Consider the following 23,095-nt stretch of genomic DNA (forward strand, 5'->3'; position numbering starts at 1 on the left):
ACATAAATTTCAATGAGTTACATTAATATCAATTATTTAACTTAAGTTCAGAGTCATTTTGTTACTTACGTTGAATTATTCTGAAATATCCAACAACACACTGACGTCTTTCATCACTAAGTAAGTATTTAAATGCTTTTGTAATTTGTGTAACCAGAACCCTCCCCACTCGCGTGATATAAAAACAAGACAATAATAAATACTATTTCCGGCTGCTGTGCGCCATTGTCTTTATTTCCCATTCACTCCAATTCGATTGTTTATAGGATTTTACTGCGAGGGATCCTGAGGCGAAGAAATAACGCCCGGGGAAATCACTGAGTACAAACTCTAAGGCTTAATGATGTTAAAAAAACGCCCACTCTACACGCATTACACCGGTTCGCTGTTACTCGAAAATCCGCTGCTGAACAAAGGTTCGGCCTTCAGCCGCGAAGAACGTCTCGCGCTTAATCTGAATGGATTGCTGCCAAATCAGGTTGAAACCATCAGCGAACAGACCGACCGTGCATACACTCAATTCTCTGAATTCAAACGTGATATCTCCAAACACGTCTATCTGCGCAATATCCAGGACACCAACGAAACACTCTTCTATAACCTGGTGAATTCTCATCTGGAAGAAATGCTACCGATCATTTACACCCCGACCGTTGGCGAAGCCTGCGAGCATTTCTCTGATATCTACCGCCGGGCGAGAGGGTTGTTTATCTCCTACCCAGACCGCGACCACATTGATGAAATGCTGCAAAACTTCTCCAAGAATGACATCCGGGTGATCGTCGTCACCGACGGCGAACGCATTCTGGGGCTGGGCGATCAGGGCATCGGCGGGATGGGTATTCCTATCGGTAAACTGTCGTTATATACCTCCTGCGGCGGGATCAACCCGGCCAATACGTTGCCGATCATGCTCGACGTCGGCACCAATAATGCGCAGCGCCTCGACGATCCGCTGTATATGGGCTGGCGCCACCCGCGCATTACTGACGGTGAATACAATGAATTCATGGATATGTTCATTCAGGCGGTAAAAACACGCTGGCCGGACGTATTACTTCAGTTCGAGGATTTCGCGCAAACCAACGCGATGCCCTTGCTGGAGCGTTATCGCGAAGAGCTTTGCTGCTTCAATGATGATATTCAGGGCACCGCCGCTGTCACGCTGGGCTGCCTGATTGCCGCCAGCCATGCCGCCGGAACGCAACTGCGCGACCAGCGCGTCACTTTCCTTGGCGCGGGTTCTGCCGGCTGCGGTATCGCAGAAAAAATTGTTGCGCAGATGATTGCCGAAGGCGCTACGGAAGATGAAGCGCGCAGCCAGGTCTTTATGGTGGATCGCTTTGGCCTGCTGACGGATGACATGCCGAACGTGCTCGGTTTCCAGCGCAAACTGGTCACGCGCAAAGCCAACATTGCCCACTGGAAAGTCGATGCACAAAATATCTCTTTACAGGATGTTGTGCACAACTCCAAACCGACAATACTGATTGGCGTTTCCGGGCAACCGGGGCTATTCACAGAAGAAATCATCCGTGAAATGCACCACAATTGTCACCATCCGATCATCATGCCGCTGTCGAATCCGACATCGCGCGCTGAAGCCCGCCCGCAGGATGTGATTGCGTGGACAGAAGGCGCCGCGCTGATGGCCACCGGCAGCCCGTTTGCCCCTGTGCATTATCAGGACCGCACCTACCCGATCCCGCAATGTAACAATGCGTATATCTTTCCCGGTTTAGGTTTAGGGATCCTGGCCGCCAAAGCGCGTCGCGTTACTGATGGAATGTTGCTGGCCGCCAGTCAGGCGCTGGCGAGCTTATCTCCGCTGGCAACCACCGGTAAAGGTTCGCTGTTACCGGCTATTGCCGATATTCAGCACGTGTCGAAAGTGATTGCCGCCGAAGTCGCCCGTGTGGCGCAGCAGGAAGGTGTGGCGCCGGAAATATCGCAAGAGACACTGCAAAATCGTCTTGATACTGAATTTTGGAAGCCAGAATACCGTTCTTACAAGCATTCATCGTTCTGATCATTTTGTCTGGCCGGAGAGATACCGGCCATTTTTAATTCTGAAGTACATCCGGGGAATAAACGCTAAAGCCCGGCATTTTGCGGATTATCAAAACCAACGCGCCCTACAAACGGCAAACGCAGCGCCGGATTTTTGAAATCAATTCCCAGATTCAGCCCTAACACATTCACTTCAACACCTTCTTCAACGCCAAGCGTGACGCCCAAAAGCCCCAGCACTGAAACCTGCACACCACGCCCTGAAGGTGGCAAACCGATCGGGTTTGTGATGCCGCGATAATCTTTGCCAATGGCGTTAGACGGCATATCAAGTTGGAGATCCGGCACTTCGCGGCCAATGTGCGCCATAAATGTGTTGCTGTTGGGCCCCGGCCACGCGTGATAGGTATGCGGATACGGATAACGTTTAATCGCCGCGACAATATTGGGGATCATCGCTTCTGCCTGAGCCCCGCGATGATCGACCAGTAATTTGGGCTTTGACCCAAACCAGTAACCGTCAGGGAGGGCATAATTGCGGCGAACAACGTCCGTGCTGCCCCAGCTAATGACGTCATAACGTGTATACGCCGTTTCGCCTTCACGTTTAAAAATAATCCACGGATGTACCGCCACCAGCCCGCGCCAGCCATAGGTCGGCGCGGCATATATCTGGATAATTGCAGTACTGCGTAGTCTGACCGGATCCGGCGCAATACCCGCAGAATCACGACGCGCCGTCGCCCAGTTCTGACTGGCAGGCTCTGTTTTAGTGTGCGACGCCCTGGCATAACTGTAACCCAATGACAGCAACAAAATTCCTACAAAACATAGAATTATCCATTTAACGGCCATTTTTTCACTCACTCTTGTCAGCCATTTCGAAAGAACAACAGTACGCATTCATAACAAGGCTGGCAACGTGAAAGTCTGGCCCTTTGGGAAACCTGATTTGTGAGCGCCCTCACACTCCTGATCATCATCCTACCTATGTTTTGTAATCGATTACTTTTTAAGTGTAAATTTTGTAATCGATTACAAAAATGAAGGAAATAAGTATGCTTTTAAAATCTCACCTCTCAGGCGGATTGTTAGTGTTGTGTTCTCTGGTCGCTTTGCCTGTACACGCTGCGAAACCGGCCTGCGATAAACCACTTCCTACAAAAACCTGAGCAAAGCGCTGTCAGCAACAGAGAAATAATGGAAATGCCCGCCTCGCTGCGGGCAATTTAACTCAGGCACTCGCGCGTACAATAAAATGCCAGTCCATCATCAGGCGTTCTGCCGGAGATTCGGGGTTATCGATTTTTTTAATCAGTAAGGAAACCGCCTGCCGGCCAATATCGCGCGAGGGTTGTTGGATGGTCGTGAGCTGCGGAGAAACCATTTCGGCCAGTTCGGTGCCATCAAAGCCAATGACCGCAATATCCTGCGGAACCTTCAGCCCGGTGTCCCCGATAGCACGCATCGCGCCTGCGGCCAGCGTGTCGGAGACGGCAAACACACCATCAGGTTGTTCCGCGGCTTGCAGCAATTTTCCCATCGCCGCTTTTCCCGCGCTAAAACTCAACTCGCTGGCATATTCAATGGCTTCATAACCGTGCTCTTGTTCCTGCATCACCGTTTTGTACCCCTGTTCTCGCAGCCGGGCATATTTGTAGCTCAGGTCGTGGTTGATAAGTGCAATACGACGACAACCGCGGGCAATCAGATGCCGGATGGCAAACTCGGAGGCGTCGGTGTCACTGATCCCGACGCAGGAAACGTCCCCCGTATCCGCGTATTCGGCGCACTGCACCCACGGCGTCTGACCGATCATACTCGTCAGTTCGGGGAGTTTGGAAAAGGCATCCATGGTGATAATGCCGTCGACCATTTTGCCGGAAAGCAGGCCGAGGCTGGATTTAGAGCGTTCGATGTCGGAGCCGGAATTGCACAAAAGAATACGGTAGCCGTTCTTTTCGGCTTCTTCTTCAATGCCTTTCACAACATCAGCACAAAACGGATTGGCGATATTCGAGACCATCACCAGGATCATTGAGCTTCTGGACGTTCTCAACTGGCGGGCCAATAAATTGGGCTGGTAGTTACTTTCCCTGATCGCTTCCAGTACACGTTCGCGGTTTTTGCTTTTGACGGAATCGCTGTTATTGAGTACACGCGATACCGTTGCCACCGAGACACCGGCCAGTTTGGCAATTTTCTGAATCGACATAACGACAACACATCCTGCGGTCTGCTCTTTTTTGCCAGAGGCTACCACAGATCGGAGATGGCATGAATGGAAGCCCGGCGTTATCTTTGCGCCGGGCGTGAAGAAAGGACTTAAACCCTTACCCAGCGCTGCTGCCGGTGACTTTGCAAAATGGCATCGACAACGGACATCACGCGGGCGCCTTCATAAAAAGTGGCAAACGGGCTGTGATCTTTGGCCGGTGGACGCCCTTCCCTGACGGCAGTATAAAACTGCAACATCATGTTCCTGAACGCATCCGGCCAGCCTTCAATGTGCCCGCCGGGAAATTGCGCGCTGTGAACCACATCGGCATTCATCAAACCCGGATCGTCCGTTAACAACTGATTCGGCTGCGCGCGCTGCCCTACCCAAAGTTGCTGCGGTATTTCCTGATCCCAGGCCACTGACGCCCCGCTGCCGTTCACTTCGAAACTCAGCCGGTTTTTACGGCCTGCGCTGACCTGCGAAACATGGAAACAGCCTTTACTGCCGTCATCAAACCGCAGCAGCACAAATCCCATATCTTCGGTTGTGACCGGCCGGTCTTCATAATGCGTATCAGCCTCTTTGGCGGCAAACGTTGAATCGCCCTGCACGATAGCTTTACGCGTGGGCCAGACGATAGAGAGATCGGCCATCACTTCGGTGATGCGTTTGCCGGTGACAAACTGAAGCGTATCGCACCAGTGCGAACCGATATCCGCGATGGCCCGCGAAGCGCCGCCCTGAGCCGCATCAACGCGCCAGTTATAGTCCGTTTCCAGCAACATCCAGTCCTGCAAATAACTGCCGTGCGCCGAAAATAACTTCCCGAGTTGCCCCTGACGCACCATGCTCGCGGCCTGCTGAACCATCGCGAATTGCCGGTAGACAAAACTCACGCCGTGAACGACACCCGCGTTTTCTGCCATTGCCACCAGCTCCTGCGCCTCCTCCGGCGTCATGCACAAAGGTTTTTCGCTGAAGACGTGTTTCCCGGCGCGAAGGATCTTGCGGTTAATCTCCGCATGCAGATGGTTCGGCGTGCAGTTATGCACCACGTCCAGGCCGGGGTGTGCCAGCAACGCGTCGATATCACTGTACGCATGCGGGACATTCAGCTGTCCGGCTTTTTTCTGCGCGGCCTCAAAAGGCGTATCACACAACGCGACCACATTGACAAATCCCAGCCGTCGTAACGCTTCGAGGTGCGCAGGGCCGATAAAACCGGTGCCGATAATGCCGACATTAATCATGAAAAACATCTCCGCCCAGGCCGAGCATCCGGCGTGCCTGCTGGCGGTCATTCTGGCCAGCAGCAAAATCATCAAACGCCCGTTCTGAAACCGGAATGATGTGACGGCGGATAAACTCACTGCCCTCACGCGCTCCGGTTTCGGCGTTTTTCAGGCAGCACTCCCATTCCAATACTGCCCAGCCGAAATAATCGTATTGCGACAATTTGCTGAAAATACTTTTGAAATCAATATCGCCATCGCCGGGCGAGCGAAAACGCCCCGGTCTGTCAGCCCAGTTCTGATAACCGCCGTAAACACCGCTCTGGCCGCTGGCGGCGAATTCCGCGTCTTTAACATGGAAGGCTTTGATACGGTCATGATAGCGGTCGATGAAGTCCAGATAATCCATATGCTGAAGCCGCAGATGGCTGGGGTCGAAGAGAATATTGCAGCGGGGATGGTGATTAACGAGCGCCAGAAAACGCCCGAACGTCACGCCGTCATGCAAATCTTCGCCCGGATGAATTTCAAAACATACATCCACACCGTGCTGATCAAAACAGTCCAGAACGGGCAGCCAGCGCTGCGCTAATGTGGTAAACGCCTCTTCCAGCAAGACCGCATTATGCGGCGGCCACGGATAAAAATACGGCCAGGCCAGCGAGCCTGAAAACGTCGCGTGCGCCGTCAGCCCGAGTTTTTCAGAGGCTGCCGCCGCCTGTTTTAACGCCTGCGTCGCCCACGCCTGACGCGCTGAAGGGTTTCCGCGCACCGCTTCCGGTGCAAAATTATCAAACGCCAGATCATACGCCGGATGCACGGCCAGCAGTTGTCCTTCGAGATGGGTAGAAAGCTCGCTGATCACCAGCCCGTGCCGCGCCAGCGTGGCGGTAATTTCGTCACAATACGCCTGACTGGTTGCCGCTTTCGGCAAATCAAAAATGTGCGGATGGTTGCACGGGATCTGCAACGCTTTATAGCCCAGCGCCGCGGCCCATTCCGCCAGGCCTTCTAAGGTGTTAAACGGGGCTTCAGCCCCGATGAACTGCGACAAAAAAATGCCCGGTCCTTTAATGGTTTTCATTGCACCTCCTGAGTTACTCAACACGCTCTTTCTCGTCATATCTGAACGAGAAGAGGAAAATTAATGCGATAACCGCAGCGGAAATCGCCGGGATCCACCAGAACGTCACCCACGCCTGCGGCACGGTTTGCCCGGCGACCAGACGGTTATAAAGCGCACCGGAAATCTGCGACCCCAGCAACATACCGATGCCGTAGGTGAACATGACGATCATGCTCTGCGCCTGACCTTTCACTTTTTCCCCCGCCACACGGTCGGTGTAAATAAACCCGACCACAAAGAAGAAGTCGTAGCAGACGCCGTGCAGTAAAATCCCGATATAGAGCAGAAAACGCCCTTCCTCGCTGACGCCCAGCGCAAAGAAGGCATAACGGACAAACCAGGCGAGCATGCCAATCAGCAGCATGTATTTCACGCCCAGACGGCGGAACAGCAGCGGGATCACCAGCATGAAGAAGATTTCTGACATCTGGCCGAAGGACATTGCGGTACTGACATCCGCTATACCGGTATCCGCCAGATACGACGCGGTGTACGCGTAGTACGTCCCGAGCGGCACAGAGATCAACATGGCGCAGAGCGAGAACACAAAGAAATGACGGGTTTTCAGCAGTGCAAAGGCATCAGCACAAAACAGATCGCGCAGTGCAAACGGCAGGCCTTTGGCGGGGGCGGGGGTATGTGGCAACGTCAGGCTGTAAGCCGCCAGCACCACGGAGCACACCGCGGCGATCGAGAAGATACTGACGCTCGCCGAGACGCCGGTCACTCCGATAAAAATCCCTGCCACAATCCAGCCAATCGTGCCGAAAACGCGCACCACCGGGAAACTTTTATCGATGTTTTTCAGGCTGTGGAAAGAGATGTTGTTGGTCAGCGCCAGCGTCGGCATGTAGCAGAGCGTGTAACCGAACAACAACGTGATGAGCAACGTACCGTTTTCTGCGATCAGCGCCTGCGGCACAAACCACAAGATCACCGCGCCCGCCAGATGCATTACCGCCATCACTTTTTGTGAGGGGAAGAAACGGTCGACAAGCATCCCGAGCACAAACGGCGATAAAATTGACGCGATCGGCCCTGCCGAGAAAGCATCGCCGATCAGCAGTGACATGTTGTGATGCGCCATCACCAGCCCCAGCGTCACCGACCAGCTTCCCCAGATAAAGAACTGTAAAAACATCATCAGTGATAAACGAGGCACCAGAAAACGGTGCCGGATATGACTTTTTTCATGGCTTTCTAATGCTGACATCATTTTCGCCTCACAAAAAGTAATCGATTACAAAACGTGTTTTAGGAAAAGTAATCGATTACAAAATTATTATCCCGTGCTTCATCGCAAATTTGCGAGAAAGCTCACGATAAAAAATCCCGTCAGGAAAATCGGACTCCAGCCCATTGTTGCCAGCGGCGGGCTGTCCCATACTGAAACTCACGCTATGAGGTTTTACAGGTTTAATGAAAACTATAAATTAACGTTACGCATTGAATAAAAGGATGAATATGACTGACTCTAAAAAAGCATTGATCATCGGCGCTTCACGCGGTATCGGTTTAGGTGTGGTGGACGTTCTGGCAAAACGTGGCTGGCAGGTCACGGCGACAACGCGGGCTGCCGTTCCGGCCAAAAGTCCGTCTTCGGTTGAATGGGTCAAACTGGACATCAATAAATCCGAAGCGCGGGAAGCGGTTAAAGACGCACTTTCCGAAAGCCGTTTTGATCTGATTTTTGTGAATGCGGGCGTATTTGGCCCTGACCATCAGGACATTCATCAGGCATCCGATGAAGAAATTTTACAGCTGCTTCTCACTAATGCCATTTCCCCTGTCCGCACCGCGGCTGAATTCCTTCCGCTGCTCAACCACCGCACCGGCGTGCTGGCGCTGATGACTTCTGAGCTTTCCAGCCTCAATGAGAATGAAGTCGCCACCTATCCGCTGTATTCCGCCAGTAAAGCCGCGCTGAATATGCTGACGCGCGGGTTGCAGGAAGCGACGGAGAAACAGGAACTGACGCTGTTGTCCGTCCATCCGGGTTGGGTGAAAACGGATATGGGCGGCGAAGATGCCACGCTGACCGTAGAAGAAAGCGCCACCGGGATTGCCGATCAGTTCGACGCATTCCGCGGCAAAGGCGGCCATCACTTTGTGGAATATTCCGGCCGTAAACTGCGCTGGTAAATTCCCAGTTCCGCGCTTGCTGACGGCCTCACCCGAGGCCGTTTTTAATTCTAAAACACAACCGTAATCCCCTCCCCGCGAACTCCATTCCTTCTTCACAATATGACGGCAGACTCCGTTATATGAAGATTTGCTGAACCTTTTGTGATGTTTCTCTTTTATGGTAAAACTAGCCGGTCGGTTGGTTGTTAATAATTTGTACACACAATAATTGCCGGGCTAACTTATTCCAAAATAAGGCTCAGACGCGGCGTATAAACGTTTTTTTCAGGGATTTATCATGCCTCCTGCTTCCTCAGCGGATTCAGATTCACTGTTACAACATCGTTCATTTGTGGCGTTCTGGATAGCGCGCGCCGCGTCCAGCTTTGGTTTTCAGATGCTTTCCATTGTGGTGAGCTGGCAAATCTATTCCATCACCGGCCGGGCGTTTGATCTCGGGCTGATCGGGCTGGTGCAGTTTTTCCCCTCTGTCGCACTGGCGCTGGTCGCCGGGCACGTCGCCGACCAGTTTGATCGCCGCCGCGTCGTCTTGCTCGGGCAAATCGTCGAATGGCTGGCGATTGGCGCGCTGGCCTGGTTATCGATCACGCATCACGTTAATGAAGTGATTGTGCTCGGGCTGATTTTCATTATTTCGACCGCCAAAGCGATGGAAGCGCCGTCGTTGCAATCGATGCTTCCGGCCCTGGTTCCGCCGCATTTACTGGCACGCGCGATGGCGGCAAACAGCGTTTCCGGCCAGGCAGCGGCGATGGTTGGCCCGGCATTGGGCGGTTTTTTGTATGTCGCCGGGGCGGGCGTGGCTTATTCGGTCTGCGCCGTGCTGTATCTGCTGTCGATCCTGATGGTCAGTCGTTTACGCTATGAACAGGCACCTCCGCGCCGTGTTCCTGCCACGTTCAAAACCCTGTTTGCAGGCATCAGTTTTATCCGTAACCGGCCGGACGTTCTGGGCGTGATTTCGCTGGATTTGTTTGCCGTACTGCTGGGCGGCGCGACGGCCCTGTTGCCAATTTTCGCTCACGATATTCTGCACACCGGCCCGTGGGGTTTGGGCTTGCTGCGCGGCGCGCCTGCAGTCGGCGGGTTAATCGTCGGATTCTGGCTGAGCCATCGTGCACTGAAACGCAATGTCGGGATGACTATGTTTACGGCGGTGGCCGGTTTTGGCGTCGCGACGTTAGTTTTCGCCTTCTCAACGTCGTTGTGGCTTTCCATGCTCGCACTCTTTGCACTCGGCGGTTTCGACATGATTAGCATGGTCATTCGGGGCGCGCTGGTTCAGCTGGACACGCCGGACGATATGCGCGGCCGCGTCAGCGCCGTGAATTCCATTTTCATCAATACCTCCAATCAGCTTGGCGAGTTTGAGTCGGGTTTACTGGCTGCCTGGGTCGGTGCAGTGCCCGCTGCGGCGATTGGCGGCGTCGGTACGCTGATCGTGGTGGGATTATGGATGACCTGGTTCCCGGCCTTGCGTAAACGGCAGAAGCTGGAAAATGATACGGTGACACCGTAACGCTTTTCGGGGTTTCCGGGACTGGAACAATTTGGAAATCCCCAATATAATCCGTTCATTCATTCACCAACTGAATACATAAGGAGGATTGCCATGCTGACCCGTGAAGTTTTTTTAATTTCACTCGTCCTTAGCGATCGTCACTGCTCAGGCGTTACCGGTATCGTGCTGCGATAACCTGCTTGAGCGAAGCTAACTGACAATCTGAGAACTTCCCTCCGGCTTACCGGTTATCGTCGGCTTTATTGACGAGAGGCATTTTTTTGCCTGTAAAACTTGAGTAAGCACCATGACATTATTATCTGCACAATCCTTATCCTTCGATAATTCCTTCGGCCCTTTGCTGACGGAAATTTCTTTCGGCCTGAAAAAAGGCGACCGCATCGGGCTTATCGGTCATAACGGCTGCGGGAAAAGTACCCTCCTGAAAATCCTCAACGGCGAACTGGCGGCGACGTCCGGCCAGCTGACGCTGGCGACTCAGTGCATTATGGCGACGGTAGAACAACATCTTCCGGCCGCATTGCAAGATGCGACGCTGATTGATGCGGTGCAAAACCATTTACCCGGCAGCCTTCATCAGCCGGAAAGCTGGCAGGCCGAAGTGCTGCTCGCCACGCTGGGCTTTGGGGAAAAAACCTGGAGTCTGGCCGCAGGAACGCTCAGCGGCGGGCAACATACGCGGCTTATGCTGGCGCGTGCGCTGGTCCGGCAACCAGATTTACTGCTGCTCGATGAACCGAGTAACCATCTCGATCTGCCCACGTTGCTGTGGCTTGAACAGTTCCTGCAAAACTGGGGCGGCAGCTTTGTGCTGGTTTCCCACGACCTCAGCCTGCTGGACAGCGTAACCAACTGCACCTGGATCCTGCGCGACAAAACGCTGCAATTTATCCGTCTCCCCTGCACGCAGGCGCGTCAGGCGCTGGCCGAAAAAGATGCGGCGGACGCATTACGACGCAGAGCAGAGCAAAAGGAGATCGACCGTGTCACTAAAAGCGCCAAACGGCTGTCCGTCTGGGGCAGTATTTACGACAACGAAGGTCTGGCGCGCAAGGCCAAAAAAATGGAAAAACAGGTTGACCGGATGAGGGAAGAACAAACCGATGTCACCGCGGGCAATCAGTGGCAGTTGCGGCTGCGCGGAGAAGCCTTACCGGCGGATCGCGTACTGGCGCTTTCTGCCTTACAGATCCGGCCCGCCGCGGATGCGCCGGTCTTGTTTGAACTTGGCGAACTGCGGGTGAAAAGCGGCGACCGTATCGCGCTGGCAGGCCGCAACGGCTGCGGAAAATCATCGCTGCTGCACCATCTGTGGCAGGCTTACAGTCAGCCGGAAACCACCGCTGAGGGCGTGATGTTCCATCCCAAAGTGCGTACGGGCTATTACGATCAGAGCCTGCGGCAACTACAGGATGAGGATTCGCTGTCGGATGCGCTGGCACATTTTGCGCCGCTGACCGAAGAACAGCGGAAAATGGCGCTGATCGGTGCTGGTTTTCCGTATCTCCGCCATCAGCAAAAAGTCAGCACCCTGAGCGGCGGCGAGCGTTCGCGGTTGCTGTTTACCGGTCTGATGCTGGCGAATTACTCGCTGTTGCTGCTCGATGAGCCGACCAACCATCTGGACATGGAAGGTAAAGAGGAGCTGGCAGAAACGCTGAAAAACTTCAGCGGCGCGGTATTGCTGGTTTCTCATGACCGGACGCTGATTGCGCAAAGCTGCAACCGCTTCTGGCTTATTCATCAGCAACGGCTGGAGGAATGGCACAGTCTCGCGCCGGTCTGCGCGATCCTCGCCGATATTCCGGTGGCGAATACCCTGGCTGCGGAAAAACCACAGGTGGCTACATCTGCGGTTCCCGAAACCGAAGAGGAGCACTGGCTGGCGACGCTGCTGGAGCTGGAAAGTAAACTGGAAGAAGATCTGGCGCGAAAGCCCAGACATCAGAAACCGGAATTACAACGCCAGTGGCAACAGCAAATCGCCGAACTGAATGCCTTACTGGAACTGAGCTAACGTTTAAATATTTCCCCTTTAAGGCCGCAGAAATGCGGCCTTTTTTCGTGCAAGCCTGTCGTTTTTACCCGCGTCGGTTATGCTTAAAAAGCAGAAATATATTACCGGTTTGATTTAGCGACGCCGGAGAAGAAAGCGTTCTATTTAGGCAATAAGCAAAGCGTGATTTCCTCGCCCAACTATATTTGCAACAGCACGGGCGAGCGCCACGCCTTCGGCTTTCCTGAGGATATTCTTTGAGAAGTAAGCCCGGCGTAAGGAAGATCCGCATTCTTAACAAAAAGATCACACCCTCTTCGCCTCCTTGATAGACTGGCCTGAGACTAAAATAAGCTGCCGGAGAAAACATGTTTAACGTATTACGTGCTGAACCCAAAACGACTTTCGAATACGGCCCTTTCCGGATCCGGCGTATGCGTCCGGGGCAGATCCTGCCTGAGCGCGGTGACGATGCTTTCGGCCCGCTGAGTGTTATTGACCACGCGAATCTCGAACAGGGGACGCTGGTGAAAATGCATGAGCACAATAACGACGAAATCCTCAGTTATATGTGGCGCGGTTCGATGGTTCACGAAGATTCTGCCGGCAACCGCGTTCCACTTTCACCGAAAAAACTGATGATGATGAATGCCGGGGAAAGTTTCTGGCATGAAGAATCCACGCCTCTGGTTTCGGCTGAGATGCTGCAAATTTTTATCCGCCCGCGCAAAGCGAATCTTGAAGCCCGCGTGCAGTTTATGGAACGTCGGGACGGCCCGAAACAAAACGCATGGACGCTGATTGGCGCACCGGAAGGCATTGAGTCTCCGCTGGAAATCCGCCAGGCCATTTACGTTTACGATATCCGTCTGGACACTGACACGACGATTGAAATCCCCACGCATCCGGGATTTGCGCAGTGGCTATACGTGATGGACGGCGAAATTACGATTGGCGGTCACACGCTGGGTAAAGGTGACGCAATCAGCGACGAAACCAGCGCACTGACGCCTGCAACGGCCACAAAAGAGACAACGCTGGTGTGTTTTCTGGTGTATCTGGATGCGGAATACGTTCTGGAAGGCACTATCAGCGGTAAGTTCGGTAATGTGAAATAAGGCGACAGGCCAGTGTTACGAATAATCCGAGATATTACAGTGCCCTGAATGAAAAAGCCCCAGCAAGTTATTGCCGGGGCTTTTAAGGTACTATCAAATTAGTATTTAACATTCATCAACTTAATTACAGATACTTACTTCTACAGATGTACATCGTTTCACAGGATATATTTTTGAAACTGGTTAACGCTATCCTCCTATAATATTATGGAATAACATCGCTATCCTGTTCATTTCACTCAGCCTGGTTTTTCATGTCAGGATAAATGAGTACATCACCCTCGCGATATAGACTCTTTGATGCGTGGCCTTACTCTCTTCGCGATATTCTCGATTTCAGACTTACGTACCCAAATCGCGAACATTACTCTTAATTACAAGGCGTTACATCATCGCGTTTTCGTCCACATAATGCGATTGCACAGATTTACCGCGTGGCCTTAAAGCATCATCTCACAGACATTCAAATATCGCCTGATATTGAATCACCCAAACAAAAATACTTCGTGGCCTTTATCGCATCTCATTACTGACAAGTTTATCAACTTGTTAAATGCACCGGGAAATAAAATCTTCACTTCATTTCTCTGCGGGGCTGACTTCTAATTTACTCGTTATGAGCAGTGTGTCAACACTGTATTTAAGCACAGGTTTTTACTCCCTTTTTTGATAAGTAATAATAATGAAAAATGTGATCTGCACCAGATATAGGGGTTAGCGTTTTAACCTAAAAAATCAACATTTTCATATTTTAGAAACATCTCAATTCACGCCCTGCCCGGCATCTTCGCCAATGCGCTGTTTTGTACCAGCAAACTAGTTCAACAGTGTACATCCGGCACAAGATGCACTATATTGCGGCGCGTAAGGCTAACAAGGCAGGATAAAACTGCGATTTTTGGTCAATTCCCCTATCAATTCTTTTACAGCAATTCTTGAACGAATCGTGATAAAAGCCACGCGAGGAACCGCACTATGGCGACGCTTTCCGTGACCACCCCACAACGCTCGGTGCTGGGTGGCGCAATGATTATCGGAGGAACCATTATTGGTGCCGGGATGTTTTCCCTGCCGGTGGTGATGTCCGGTGCCTGGTTTTTCTGGTCTGTCGCGGCACTGATTTTTACCTGGTTCTGCATGCTGCATTCCGGCCTGATGATCCTCGAAGCCAACCTGAATTATCCGGTAGGATCGAGTTTCAACACGGTGACCGGCGATCTGCTGGGCAAAAACTGGAACCGGCTTAACGGCCTAACCATCGCCTTCGTGCTGTATATTCTGACGTATGCCTATATCTCAGCCAGCGGTTCCGTGCTCCAGCATACGATGCGCGAAATGTCGGTGAACTTCTCCCCGCGTCTCGGCGGGCTGATAACGGCGCTTGCCGTGGCGTTTATTGTCTGGCTGAGTACCCGCGCAGTAAGCCGCATGACGGCAATTGTGCTGGGCGCTAAAATCATCGCGTTCTTCCTGACGTTCGGCAGCCTGCTGTGGCACATCAGGCCGGTGAATTTACTCAACAGCGTCGAAATTAATCCAAGTTATATGCCTTACGTGCTGGCGACGCTGCCATTCTGCCTCGCATCATTTGGTTATCACGGCAATGTGCCGAGCCTGATGAAGTATTACGGCAAAAATCCCCAGATCATAAAAAAATGCCTGCTGCTGGGCACGCTGATGGCGCTCGGGCTTTACATCATCTGGATGCTGGGGACGATGGGGAACATACCGCGCCCGGAGTTCATTGGCATTGCGGCCCGTGGCGGCAACATCGACGTGCTGGTACAGTCACTGAGTCAGATCCTCAACAGCGAAGGATTAGATCTCCTGCTGACGGTCTTCTCCAACTTTGCCGTCGCCTGTTCATTCCTCGGCGTGACGCTCGGCCTGTTCGACTATCTGGCGGATCTGTTCGGGTTTGATGACAGCCGAACCGGACGCTTTAAAACCGCACTCGTGACGTTCATCCCGCCCATCGTTGGCGGCGTGATTTATCCGGATGGCTTTATCTATGCGATCGGTTTTGCAGGTCTGGCGGCGACCGTCTGGGCAGTCATCGTTCCGGCACTGATGGCTCGCGCATCGCGTCAGCGCTTTGGAAGCCCGCTGTATCGCGTGTGGGGCGGAAATAAAATGATTATGCTGGTATTACTGTTTGGTGTGCTCAATGCGGTCGTACATATTCTTTCCAGCGTAAATCTGTTACCTGTTTATCACTGAAAGCGCATAAATATCGGCATCTGGCCATGTCTAAGCGGCATGGCTTTTTTTTGTTTTACATCACAAACTCCCCTCATAAATAAATTCCCCCTACAGACGGTGATTTATTTGCCGATTGTATATTGTAATAATCAATTCAGATGCCAAATATAACCCTTCGACCGTATTCAAAATCAGGAAAAAAAATGCTGGAAATTTTCGATGTGAGTTACAACGACCTGACAGGCAAACGTTCGGATGATCTCTACAAACTGAGGAAAAAAACGTTTAAAGACCGCCTTGACTGGGCCGTTCAGTGCAGCAATGACATGGAATTTGATGAATTTGATAATGCCGATACGCGCTACATGCTGGGTATTTACGACAACCAGCTGGTGTGCAGCGTGCGCTTCGTTGATTTACGTCTGCCGAATATGATCACCCATACTTTTAACCGGCTATTTGATGACGTGAAATTACCCGAGGGTGATTATATCGAATCGAGCCGATTTTTCGTGGATAAGAACCGCGCAAAAGAATTACTCGGCAGCCGTTTCCCGATCAGCCATGTTCTGTTTCTTTCGATGATTAATTATGCGCGCCATCACGGACACACCGGAATATACACCATTGTCAGCCGGGCGATGCTGACGATTGCGAAACGTTCCGGCTGGGAAATTGAAGTGATCAAAGAAGGTTTTGTCAGCGAAAATGAGCCTATTTACCTGCTCCGTTTGCCGATTGACTTGCATAACCAGGGCATCCTTGCCCGACGTATCAGCGATCAGTCCGAAGCCTCGCTGGAAGCGTTATGTGAATGGCCTATGTCTTTGCCTGTGACACCAGTACAGGTTTGATGAGTTCCAGTTCAACGCCAAGCCGGATTGCCTGCTTGGCGTTAATAACCCCCAGCTTTTTCACCACGTTAGCCATGTGATATTTCACGGTTCGCGTCGTGATGTTGATGATCTGCGAAATCTCGTCGTAGGTTTTCCCCATGCTCGCCCAGTGCAGCACTTCGTTTTCTCTCGGTGAGAAAATCGGTTTCCCGCCCGACACCAGCGATGGCGAAATCTGCGATGAACGCGCCGCGCTCTGGTTAAGCATCAGCATCTTCTCGTGGGTTTTGATCAGCAGGCATTGCAGCTTGTCCATATCCTGAGCGACCCTATTTTCCGGCCCTTTATCCGCGCCCGCTTCCATAATCAGTGACAGCATGCCCAGATTATTCATGTGGTCATGAAGCACGAAAGTGAAACCGTTCGCGATATTATATTTCTTCGACAACGAGAAAATTTTGGATGATTTTAAATCAGAAAGCACGGTAAGATTTTCATCCCACGCGAACGGCGAAACACGTTTAAGCGCGGTCAGAACCACCGGGTCGATATGCTGGTAATTATGCGATTTATAGATATCGGCCCATTCATCCGGATAGCTGGTGACGACAAAGATGTCGACCGGATTTCTTTTATTGATCACCAGATAGGTGTATTTCAGATTGCCGTAAGGAAGTAATTTCCTTTCGAGATAATCACGTAACGTATCGATAATTTTTTCATCATTTCTAACACGCGAATGCATTCCTCTTCCCCCCTGGCTGACGCGGCTTCCCTTTTGATTTTCGTGGTCTTTCTGTCACAAAGTACAGTGCACGATTACACCTTAGTACAACTATCGGGTTGCGTCTCCCCCCGTATAATCACCGCATAATAATTAATTAGCAAAAAAAAACCTGACCGGTAGAGTCAGGTAGCAACATTAGCCAACACCAGGGAAATTTTTAAAAGAAGTTATACCTAAAATGCTACAGAAGCGAACGCGTTTCAACAGTTCTCGCTTCCGTAGCATTTATTATTTTCGCGCCTCAAACTATTTTGACTCATTATTCGCCAGCCCCACGCCTTAATCCCCTCTGATATTACGCCTTCATTCCTAACCGCTTCGCCAGCCGGTGAAGATTTCCGCCGTCCATTTCCAGCGCTCTCGCCGTTGCAGACCAGTTCATCTGATGTGCCTGCAAGATTTTGGTAATTTGTTGCCGCTGAAAATCCTGCGTGACCTGTTGCAGATTGAATGAAGTTACCTCCGGGACTTCGGTTTCGGGCGCTGCCATGACTTCCGGATTTCCGGCCTCAGAAAAGTTAAACAGCGCACGATGTAGCGTGACATCGCCCTGAATTTGCGACGCCCGCGCCAGCACTGCCGCACGTTCAATTGCGTGTTTCATCTCACGTACATTGCCGGGCCAGCCATAGCTGACCAGCATCGAAAGCGTGTCAGCAGGCAGCCTGAGCTGCGAAATCCCCAGCTTGTTTTTGATGTGTTCGACAAAAAAACCGGCCAGCAGAACGATGTCACCCTTTCGTTCGCGCAGCGGCGGCACGAAAAGCGGAAACACGCTCAGGCGATGGAACAGATCGACGCGGAAAGTCCCGTCCACCACCGCTTTTTTCAGGTCGCAGTTCGTCGCGGCCAGGATCCTGACATTCACGCGTTTGGTGCTGTCATCGCCGACCCGTTGCAGGTCACCGTACTGAATCACGCGCAGTAACTTGGCCTGAAGCACCAGCGATAACTCGCCGATTTCATCGAGAAACAGCGTGCCGTTATCCGCCATCTCAAATTTGCCCGTGCGGTTATGGATGGCGCCGGTAAACGCCCCTTTCACATGACCGAACAGTTCACTTTCCGCCACACTTTCCGGCAGCGCCGCGCAGTTGAGATACACCAGCGGTTTTCCCGCTCGCGGTGAAAGATGATGCACGGCATTGGCCACCAGCTCTTTACCCACGCCGGTTTCACCGGTGATCAGCACGTTGAGATCCGAACCGGCCACCACGCTGATTTCATGCCGTAATTGCTGCATGGCGTCGGAAAGCCCGATCATTTCCTCCTCCGGACGGCGGACGTTTTGTTTGCGCGCATTCGGCGCGGCCATCGCCGGTAACGCCTGCTTTTCAAGGGCATCCACCAGCAGCGCATTATTGAGGGCGGAAGACGCCAGCGCGCCGATGAGCCACAACTCCTCATCGCTGAACGCATCAAATTGTTGCGGATTCAGGCTGTCAAACGTCAGCGCGCCAATCAGCGCCTGATCGGCAAACAACGGTAAACCGATGCAGGCGTGAACTTTCAGATCGTCATGACCGGGGATGAGCCCGTCGTACGGATCAGGCAGATGGCTGTCCGCCGGAAAACGCACCACATTCCCCGCGCGGGCAATGGCCTCGAGACGCGGATGTGAGGCCAGCGCGAAACGCCGTCCGAGCACATCCGGCGATAAACCATCGATCGCCAGCGGCCTGAACTGCTGTTCTTCATAACGCAACAGCGCTGACGCATCACATTTGAGGAGTTGGCGCACGCTGGCAATCAGATGCTGAAAGCGATCCTCACCGGACAAACCGTTTTGTAACTCAATGGCAATGCCCGCCAGGGACTGAATGGATAAGCTCATAATGTCATTCCGACACAGTTAAAGTCATTTTGACAATAATAGCGTATTGTCAAAATGACTCATAAGATTATTTAAATATTTAAAATCAATATGATAAACACTGGCACGGTCATTGCTCTCTGAAGAAGACCATCCATTACTTTTTCAGGAAACTATCATGGCTATTCAGGTTAAAAATAACATCAGTTGGGTTGGGCAACGTGACTGGGAAGTTCGCGATTTTCACGGCACCGAATATAAAACTCATCAGGGCAGCAGCTATAACAGTTATCTGATCCGTGAAGGCAAAAACGTCCTGATTGACACCGTCGATCATAAATTCAGCCGTGACTTTGTTGCCAATCTCGAGAAAGAAATCGACCTTGCGGCGATCGATTACATCATTATCAACCATGCCGAAGAGGACCACGCCGGTGCGCTAACCGAACTGATGTCCCGCATTCCCGACACGCCGATTTACTGCACCACCAACGCGATTGATTCCATCAACGGCCATCATCATCACCCTGAATGGAATTTCCACACTGTGAAAACCGGCGACTCGCTGGATATCGGTAACGGCAAAACGCTGATTTTTGTTGAGACGCCAATGCTGCACTGGCCGGACAGCATGATGACGTATATGACGGAAGACGCCGTTTTGTTCAGCAATGATGCCTTTGGCCAGCACTATTGCGACGAGCATTTGTTTAACGATGAGGTCGATCAGACAGAGCTCTACGAGCAGTGCGCCCGTTATTACGCCAATATTCTGACGCCGTTCAGCCGTCTGGTGACGCCAAAAATTAACGAGATCCTCGGCTTTAATTTGCCGGTAGACATGATTGCCACCTCGCACGGCGTGGTATGGCGCGACAATCCGACGCAAATTGTGGCGAAATACCTTGAATGGGCGGCGGATTATCAGGAAGACCGCATCACTATTTTCTACGACACCATGTCCTCAAACACCCGCATGATGGCCGACGCCATTGCACAGGGCATTCACGACACAGACCCGACCGTTGCGGTGAAAATCTACAATATTTCCCGCCACGATAAGAACGAGATCCTGACGCAAATCTTCCGCTCCAAAGGCGTGCTGGTCGGTTCATCCACCATGAATAACGTGATGATGCCGAAAGTGGCAGGCATGCTGGAAGAGCTGGCCGGTCTGCGTTTTCGCAATAAAAAGGCCTCCGCGTTTGGCAGCTTTGGCTGGACCGGCGGCGCGGTTGACCGCATTCAGACCCGGCTGATGGATGCCGGTTTTGATATCGCGTTGTCACTGAAAGCTAAATGGCGCCCGGACGGCAAAGCGCTGGAAGAATGCCGTGAACATGGCCGCAAAATCGCCCGCGAATGGGCTTTGCATCCGCTCAAAGAAACCAGCGCGCCGGTGCAGCCCGTTGAATCTGCCTGCGGATGCAATGCTGAGTCGAAAGCCGACGCCGGTGTTTCAATGATTTGTACCGTGTGCCAGTGGGTTTATGACCCGGAGCTGGGTGAGCCGTTGCAGGATGTCGCGCCGGGAACCGCGTGGTCTGACGTACCGGAATCCTTCCTTTGCCCGGGCTGTGCGCTGGGTAAATCCGTCTTTGATCCGCTGTGAAAGGAGGCCAGATGGAACACAACATTGTGATTATTGGCGCCGGATTTGCCGCGCGCCAGCTGATAAAAAACATCCGCCGAGCCGATAAACAGGTACCGGTCACGCTGATCGCCGCAGACAGCGCAGACGATTACAACAAACCGGATCTGAGCCATGTTTTCACGCAAAAACAAGGCGCGGATGACCTGACGCGCCAGAGTGCGGCGCAGTTTGCCGCGGAAAATAATCTCACGGTGGTTTCAAACACGCGGGTCACGGCTATCGATCGCAGGAATAGACGCGTGGTGTGCGGCGACCGGTTTTTTGATTATGAGAAACTGGTGCTGGCGACCGGCGCGCAGGCGATATTGCCTGCGTTGCCGGGCAGCGAATGGATTTTCACGTTTAACAGCCAGAATGAGTACCGGCAGAATCAGGACGCGTTGCAGTCGGCGAAACAGATTGTGGTACTGGGCGGCGGCCTGATTGGCAGTGAACTGGCGATGGATTTACACCGCGCCGGAAAACAGGTGACGGTGGTTGATCGTTCCCACAGCCTGCTGGCTTCGGTGATGCCTGCGGAAATCAGCAGCCGGTTACAGCATAAATTCAGCCAGATGGGCATTCAGCTGGCGTTAAATAACGAACTGGAATCGGTGGCTAAAACGGCTGATGGCCTGAATGTTTCGCTGAAAAATGGCCTGATAATACGTGCTGACGCCGTGATCGCCGCCATCGGCCTGAAACCGGAAACCGCCCTCGCCGCAGACGCCGGTTTGCACACGCAGCGCGGCATCGTGGTCAACGGTCAGTTACAAACGTCGGATCCGGCCATTTACGCGCTTGGCGACTGCGCAGAAATTGAAGGGCGAATTCTGCCTTTCCTGCAACCGGCGCAGATGGGCGCAATGACGCTGGCGAAAAACCTGATGGGCGGCGCAGAAACGCTGAATCTTCCCGCCATGCTGGTGAAGGTCAAAACGCCGGATTTACCCCTGTTCTTTGCCGGTGAAACCACACGCACCGACCTGAGCTGGGACATCACGTTCAACGGTCAGGGCATGATGGCGAAAGGCCGGGACGACCAGAATCAGCTGCGGGCGTTTATCGCCAGCGAGGAACACACCAAACAGGCTTTCCTGCTGTTGCGTGAACTGAGCGTGTAAACCCGATCACGCACGATGCTGATAAAACGCCAGCACGTGACGCGGTTCGAAAGAAAAAATGACATATTCCCTGCCGTTCAGCGAGAATTCGCCCGCTTCTGTCATCGGGTAATGCCGGTGAATGAGCAGGGATTTATGATTTTCTTTATCAACAAAAGCCACACCCAGCGCAAAGTCCTCTTTCAGCGCATCGCAAATATGTATAAGGAGTTTCGTCAGTAATCCTGTACCACGATATGCCTTTCTGACACTGACAGGCCCATAGAGAAAAATCTGTTCCGCCGTCGCCACACCGGAGGCAAGTATCGCGTTATACGCTGCCTGCGCAGGGCCGTGTTTCGCCAGACTGCCGCGCGTGGTCATCGCCACACCGGTAATCACCGGCTGTCCTTCATGTTCATCACGGCTGACAAACACGCCACTGCCTGACTGGAATTTTGCCAGCAATTCAGCGTCCATCGTTCCTTGCGTAAATCCTTCTTCTCCGCGCTGCTGCGCCGTCAGATTATCGCCTCTGGAGCCGCTTAAAATACTGAGGATCTCAGCAATGTCATGATGATCGGATTTCGTAATTTGCATGCGTCTCATCTTCCTGTTGATGACTTTCTTCAGGTGTGATTATGGCAAAGGTTTGGAGGATTGGCGCGCAGAGGGAAAACGGGGCGAAGAATATGCCCCGTCAGAAATATCAGCCCAGATCGGTATTGGCGTTCAGGGCTTCGCCGGTGGCATAGAACTGGCCGCCTGCGATGTAATGCAAGCTGCGCAGGGACGGATCGGCGCCTTCGAAATGCCAGTGACCGTTGCTGAATACACGGGTATCCGCCCAGGCACCGGCAATTTCACCGATAAACAGATCATGCGCCTGCTGGTTGTGCGGCTCAGGGATCAGCTTACACGCCAGCCACGCAGAGCAACCGGCGACAAACGGCAGGTCGCCGTGCCCTTCCATACGAAACAGCTCTGCGCCGCAATGCTGTAATTTACCCGGATCGTTACGCAGCGTTCTGGTGCCCAGATCGTACGTCATCTGCAATTGCGCCACCGTTGGCACCTGAATCACGAAATAACCACTTTGCTCAATCAGCTCGCGGGTACGGGCGATTTTATCGATCACCACCGTCAGTTTTGCTGGTTTAAAATCCAGCCCGCACACCCAGGACGCTGACATCACGTTGTCCACGCCCGCGTGATGGGCGGATACCAGCGCGGTGGCTCCGTGGTTGATCAGGCGGTAGGCTTTTTCCAGTTCGACGGGCGCAAATTGTGGGGTCATCAGAATCTCTCAGCAAATAATGTCAGAAAACAGCATGGCAAATCAGCCCGGCCA

The 23,095-nt window shown here is 52.5% G+C and carries 18 protein-coding genes; 9 read left to right on the forward strand and 9 right to left on the reverse strand.

The features are described 5' to 3' along the window. The first annotated feature begins 343 nt into the window (after positions 1-343). Positions 344-2,029, forward strand: coding sequence for an NAD-dependent malic enzyme (locus J1782_RS14550; RefSeq protein ID WP_371819785.1), 1,686 nt, complete (start codon positions 344-346; stop codon positions 2,027-2,029). A gap of 65 nt (positions 2,030-2,094) precedes the next feature. Here J1782_RS14550 and J1782_RS14555 read toward each other — a convergent pair whose 3' ends face one another. The 5 genes from J1782_RS14555 to J1782_RS14575 form a co-directional block, all read right to left on the reverse strand. Then, positions 2,095-2,865, reverse strand: a complete 771-nt coding sequence (locus tag J1782_RS14555; RefSeq protein WP_217153387.1) for a DUF3750 domain-containing protein — start codon at positions 2,863-2,865, stop codon at positions 2,095-2,097. Positions 2,866-3,244: 379 nt separating this feature from the next. Continuing rightward, positions 3,245-4,225, reverse strand: a complete 981-nt coding sequence (locus tag J1782_RS14560) for a LacI family DNA-binding transcriptional regulator (protein ID WP_217153388.1) — start codon at positions 4,223-4,225, stop codon at positions 3,245-3,247. Positions 4,226-4,335: 110 nt separating this feature from the next. After that, a complete protein-coding gene (locus tag J1782_RS14565) occupies positions 4,336-5,481 on the reverse strand; it encodes a Gfo/Idh/MocA family protein (protein ID WP_217153389.1) in 1,146 nt (381 codons plus the stop codon). Continuing rightward, positions 5,474-6,547, reverse strand: coding sequence for a sugar phosphate isomerase/epimerase (locus J1782_RS14570; RefSeq protein WP_217153390.1), 1,074 nt, complete (start codon positions 6,545-6,547; stop codon positions 5,474-5,476). Before J1782_RS14570 ends, J1782_RS14565 begins: the two co-directional genes overlap by 8 nt. A gap of 13 nt (positions 6,548-6,560) precedes the next feature. Beyond that, positions 6,561-7,805 carry an MFS transporter gene (locus J1782_RS14575; protein ID WP_165060332.1) on the reverse strand — a complete coding sequence of 415 codons (1,245 nt, stop codon included), beginning with the start codon at positions 7,803-7,805 and terminating at the stop codon, positions 6,561-6,563. Between the two features lie 248 nt (positions 7,806-8,053). Here J1782_RS14575 and J1782_RS14580 point away from each other — a divergent pair, with 248 nt between their 5' ends. The 6 genes from J1782_RS14580 (at position 8,054) to eagI (ending at position 16,426) form a co-directional block, all read left to right on the forward strand. Then, positions 8,054-8,731: an SDR family oxidoreductase gene (locus tag J1782_RS14580; RefSeq protein WP_165060330.1), complete on the forward strand. Its 678-nt coding sequence runs from the start codon at positions 8,054-8,056 to the stop codon at positions 8,729-8,731. A gap of 280 nt (positions 8,732-9,011) precedes the next feature. Next, positions 9,012-10,253 (forward strand): MFS transporter, encoded by a 1,242-nt coding sequence (locus J1782_RS14585; protein WP_217153391.1) that lies wholly within the window; start codon positions 9,012-9,014, stop codon positions 10,251-10,253. Positions 10,254-10,542: 289 nt separating this feature from the next. Continuing rightward, on the forward strand, positions 10,543-12,273 hold the full coding sequence (locus tag J1782_RS14590; protein ID WP_217153392.1) for an ABC-F family ATP-binding cassette domain-containing protein: 1,731 nt from the start codon (positions 10,543-10,545) through the stop codon (positions 12,271-12,273). Positions 12,274-12,620: 347 nt separating this feature from the next. Further along, positions 12,621-13,370 carry a pirin family protein gene (locus J1782_RS14595; RefSeq protein WP_217153393.1) on the forward strand — a complete coding sequence of 250 codons (750 nt, stop codon included), beginning with the start codon at positions 12,621-12,623 and terminating at the stop codon, positions 13,368-13,370. A gap of 975 nt (positions 13,371-14,345) precedes the next feature. Then, complete coding sequence (mtr, locus tag J1782_RS14600; protein ID WP_152323865.1) at positions 14,346-15,590, forward strand: tryptophan permease; 1,245 nt, start codon at positions 14,346-14,348, stop codon at positions 15,588-15,590. 185 nt (positions 15,591-15,775) lie between these two features. Continuing rightward, the gene (gene eagI / locus J1782_RS14605; RefSeq protein WP_152323864.1) at positions 15,776-16,426 is read left to right on the forward strand and encodes an acyl-homoserine-lactone synthase EagI; all 651 of its coding nucleotides are present in this window, start codon (positions 15,776-15,778) and stop codon (positions 16,424-16,426) included. Here eagI and J1782_RS14610 read toward each other — a convergent pair. Then, positions 16,392-17,153, reverse strand: coding sequence for a LuxR family transcriptional regulator (locus J1782_RS14610; protein WP_152323863.1), 762 nt, complete (start codon positions 17,151-17,153; stop codon positions 16,392-16,394). The two genes, eagI and J1782_RS14610, sit on opposite strands and share 35 nt — an antisense overlap. 337 nt (positions 17,154-17,490) lie before the next feature. After that, positions 17,491-19,029: a nitric oxide reductase transcriptional regulator NorR gene (gene norR, locus J1782_RS14615; RefSeq protein WP_217153394.1), complete on the reverse strand. Its 1,539-nt coding sequence runs from the start codon at positions 19,027-19,029 to the stop codon at positions 17,491-17,493. Between the two features lie 157 nt (positions 19,030-19,186). On the opposite strand from norR, the gene norV reads away from it, so the two are divergent. Together norV and norW are read left to right on the forward strand one after the other, a co-directional pair. Continuing rightward, on the forward strand, positions 19,187-20,620 hold the full coding sequence (gene norV, locus J1782_RS14620; RefSeq protein WP_217153395.1) for an anaerobic nitric oxide reductase flavorubredoxin: 1,434 nt from the start codon (positions 19,187-19,189) through the stop codon (positions 20,618-20,620). An 11-nt stretch (positions 20,621-20,631) separates the two neighbouring features. Continuing rightward, a complete protein-coding gene (gene norW, locus J1782_RS14625) occupies positions 20,632-21,765 on the forward strand; it encodes an NADH:flavorubredoxin reductase NorW (RefSeq protein ID WP_217153396.1) in 1,134 nt (377 codons plus the stop codon). 6 nt (positions 21,766-21,771) lie between these two features. On the opposite strand, the gene J1782_RS14630 is transcribed toward norW, so the two are convergent. After that, a complete protein-coding gene (locus tag J1782_RS14630) occupies positions 21,772-22,344 on the reverse strand; it encodes a hypothetical protein (protein WP_217153397.1) in 573 nt (190 codons plus the stop codon). Positions 22,345-22,453: 109 nt separating this feature from the next. Continuing rightward, positions 22,454-23,041, reverse strand: a complete 588-nt coding sequence (locus tag J1782_RS14635) for a flavin reductase family protein (protein ID WP_217153398.1) — start codon at positions 23,039-23,041, stop codon at positions 22,454-22,456. Positions 23,042-23,095 lie beyond the last annotated feature (54 nt).

It is taken from the genome of Rahnella sp. BCC 1045, assembly GCF_019049615.1.
Taxonomy (GTDB): Bacteria; Pseudomonadota; Gammaproteobacteria; order Enterobacterales; family Enterobacteriaceae; genus Rahnella; species Rahnella contaminans.